Consider the following 3,703-nt stretch of genomic DNA (forward strand, 5'->3'; position numbering starts at 1 on the left):
AAGTTTGCTTTAGCCATTGTTTCTCAGTATAAAGACAAACTTTCCCTACGGAAGAGGTTGTTTAAGGCTGCTTTAAATATGGACTATCTCAAAAAGCTGCTAAAGATTTGATGCGGTTGCCCTGCCTAACAACTTTAATCCCCAAACCATAGAAAATTAGATTCAAGGCTTTGTGACCTCCGAGAGCATTTTTGCAACGTATCCAAAACCAAATGTCAAAGTCAACGAAGCCTCAAAGACACCTCACACAAATCTTATACCCTGCCAAAACCATAGAAGAATTGGGGAAAGACAAGACGACAAGACTTCGTGTGACGGGAGCGTACCTTTGTACGTGACCAAACTCGAATGTCGCAGTCAACGAAGTATCAAAGACCAATCATCAAAATCTTTTGCCAGGCCAAAACCATAGAAGAATTGGGGAAAGACAAGGCGACAAGACTTCGAGTGACGGGAGCGTACCTTTGTACGTGACCAAACCCGAATGTCGCAGTCAACGAAGATTCAAAGACCCATCATCAAAACCTTTTGCCCGGCCAAAACCATAGAAGAATTGGGGAAAGACAAGACGACAAGACTTCGTGTGACGGGAGCGTACCTTTGTACGTGACCAAACTCGAATGTCGCAGTCAACGAAGATTCAAAGACCCATCATCAAAACCTTTTGCCCGGCCAAAACCATAGAAGAATTTGGGAAAGACAAGGCTACAAGACTTCAAGTGACGGGAGCGTACCTTTGTACGTGACCAAACTCGAATGTCGCAGTCAACGAAGATTCAAAGACCCATCATCAAATCTTATGCCCGGCCAAAACCATAGAAGAATTGGGGAAAGACAAGGCGACAAGACTTCGTGTGACGGGAGCGTACCTTTGTACGTGACCAAACTCGAATGTCGCAGTCAACGAAGTTTCAAAGTCCCATCATCAAAACCTTTTGCCCGGCCAAAACCATAGAAGAATTGGGGAAAGACAAGACGACAAGACTTCGTGTGACGGGAGCGTACCTTTGTACGTGACCAAACCCGAATGTCGCAGTCAACAAAGCCTCAAAGCCCATCATCAAAATCTTATGCCCGGCCAAAACCATAGAAGAATTGGGGAAAGACAAGGCGACAAGACTTCAAGTGACGGGAGCGTACCTGTGTACGTGACCAAACTCGAATGTCGCAGTCAACGAAGTATTTGCCCAATTATTCTATGGTTTTTAGAACATCTTGATTACTCTATTCATGGCCTCCAAAAAGAATTCCACCTCTGCCTCCGTATTATAAACGGCCAAAGATGCTCTCAATGTTCCTTTGACACCAAAATAGTCCATCAGTGGTTCTGCGCAATGATGACCTGTACGAACAGCTATCCCCATCCTGTCAAGCAACATTCCAATATCCAGATTATGTATTCCATCTACATTAAATGAGACTACTCCGGACTTCGTTGGAGCCGTACCATAAAACCTCATTCCGGGAATTGTTGCCAACCCATCCATAAGCATCTGAGTAAGATGCAATTCATGGGCGTGAATATCTTCAAATCCAATCCCTTCCACAAAGTCCAAAGCTTTTGACAAAGCGACCGATCCTATATAGTCCGGTGTTCCGGCTTCGAACTTGTAAGGCAAAACATTGTATGTCGTCTTTTCGAAGCTCACATTCTGAATCATCTCACCTCCACCTTGGTATGGGGACATCTCTTCCAAGACATCACGCTTGCCATATAGCACACCCATTCCATTGGGGCCATAGACCTTATGAGCAGAAAATGCAAAAAAGTCGCAATCAATCTTTTGAACATCAACCTTTTTATGAGCTATCATCTGTGCGCCATCGATCAATATACGTACACCATGTTTATGAGCTATACGGGTAAGTTCACAAACATCATTGGCTATACCCATAACATTACCCATGCCACTGACAGCCACCATCCTCGTTTTGTCATTAAATAGCTTTTCGTAAGCCTCCATGTCAAACGAACCATCTTCATTCAAAGGAATGACCCGCAACTTAAGACCTGAAGCTTCTCCGGCCAACTGCCAAGGAACAATATTTGAATGATGCTCTGTCTGCGAAACGATTATCTCGGCATCTTTATCGAAGATTTTCCTTCCATAACTTGAAGCAACCATATTGATCGCCTCTGTCGTACCACGAGTAAAAACAATACAATCCGAATCGGGAGCATTGATAAAACGAGCGACTCTTTTGCGAGCCTCTTCATGCCTCTCTGTGGCAACTTGACTCAGATGATGTACTCCCCTATGAATATTAGCATTATAATGAGTATAACTCTCAATAATAGAGTCCAATACAGCCTGTGGTTTCTGGCTGGTCGCTGCATTGTCTAAATATACGAGAGGCTTGCCATAAACCGTCTCTTTTAGAATCGGGAACTGCTCCCTTATTTTATTAACATTAAACATAATGATTGGATAAACTTTTATCTTAAATACCAACGGCTCAATAAGATAGCCGTCGCAATAGCTACATTGAGACTTTCGGGATGATTGGATGGATTGGTGGGAGGAATAAGAATCCTCTTGTCACAAAGAGAGGCCAAATCTTCAGACACTCCGCGCCCTTCATTACCCATGATAAGAAGAGCATCCTCATTAGGAGAGGAAAAACAAACTTCAGACAAAGGAGTGCCATCAAGAAAAGTCCCATATACAGGAATACCTTGAGACAAAGCCGAGGAAACAAAATCACAAGCATGCGCAAGGGCATATAGTTCGACCTGTCCCAATGCCCCCATAGTCGACTGAACCACCTTGGGAGAATAGGGATCCGCTGTACCTTCTGTCATAAATATCCGTTTGCAACCAAACCAGGCCGCAGTACGAATAATGGTACCAATATTGCCGGGATCCTGAACTGAATCTAAGATTAAACTTAGCCCGACACCCGACCATTCTAAAGGCAAATCATGGGATCTCTTAACAAAGATGCCCAAAAGGAATCGAGGAGAATCCAATATACTAATCTTGGTGAAAGGGAACTTTTTGTCTATCACCTCAACTCGTTCCACCTTGTGACAATCCACACCCTGAAGAATCTCTTCTGTACCAATTAGACACTTACATCTGAAATAAGGCAATAGCTCCTCGATTGCCTTGCGGCCTTCAGCAAGGAACAGCCCCTCCTCATCTCTCTTAGATTTTCTTCTGAGAGACTGTATCAACTTTATTTCAGATCGGGTAAGCATACCAAATTACATTATATCGTGAGCCGAATAGATACAACAAAACCTATCCGAACATCTATTCTCAATCTTGAAGTAAATCTTCAAACCACCTACTATGACTACAGACTTTAACTGTAACCACCCTATCAAAGTAATAACGAAGTTATACAAAATCCGAAACTACCCCAATGTCAGCACAAAGGTAAAAATTTGAGGTTACATCATACACAAAATCAAAGCCTACACAACTCCAACATACAATAACACCTCTCACATCAACTAAAACCTATGCTTTCATCTATAAAAGGTTTATTCAATATAAATTGTTATCGATAAGCTTATTAAAAAACTTAAAAACACCAGGTAACGCTATCTACTCTCATATTTAAACAAAAGATGGGGCTGTGTCATTATTCGTAATGATTCAGCCTCTAATTTTTTAGCAACCTCTCATTTCTTGAGTTTAAGCAGCCAATTTTTGGATGGGAGCTACCATTGGACTCACAGGAACTCCTAAAACAG

General features: G+C 42.4%; 2 protein-coding genes. Both read right to left on the reverse strand.

Features of this window, described 5'->3' with window-relative positions:
• Positions 1–1,205: 1,205 nt before the first annotated feature.
• On the reverse strand, positions 1,206–2,420 hold the full coding sequence (locus ACFO3G_RS03670; protein ID WP_380078094.1) for an aminotransferase class V-fold PLP-dependent enzyme: 1,215 nt from the start codon (positions 2,418–2,420) through the stop codon (positions 1,206–1,208).
• 17 nt (positions 2,421–2,437) lie between these two features.
• A complete protein-coding gene (locus tag ACFO3G_RS03675; protein WP_380078096.1) occupies positions 2,438–3,202 on the reverse strand; it encodes a TrmH family RNA methyltransferase in 765 nt (254 codons plus the stop codon).
• Positions 3,203–3,703: the final 501 nt, after the last annotated feature.

The organism is Falsiporphyromonas endometrii (assembly GCF_042654485.1).
GTDB lineage: Bacteria > Bacteroidota > Bacteroidia > Bacteroidales > Porphyromonadaceae > Porphyromonas > Porphyromonas endometrii.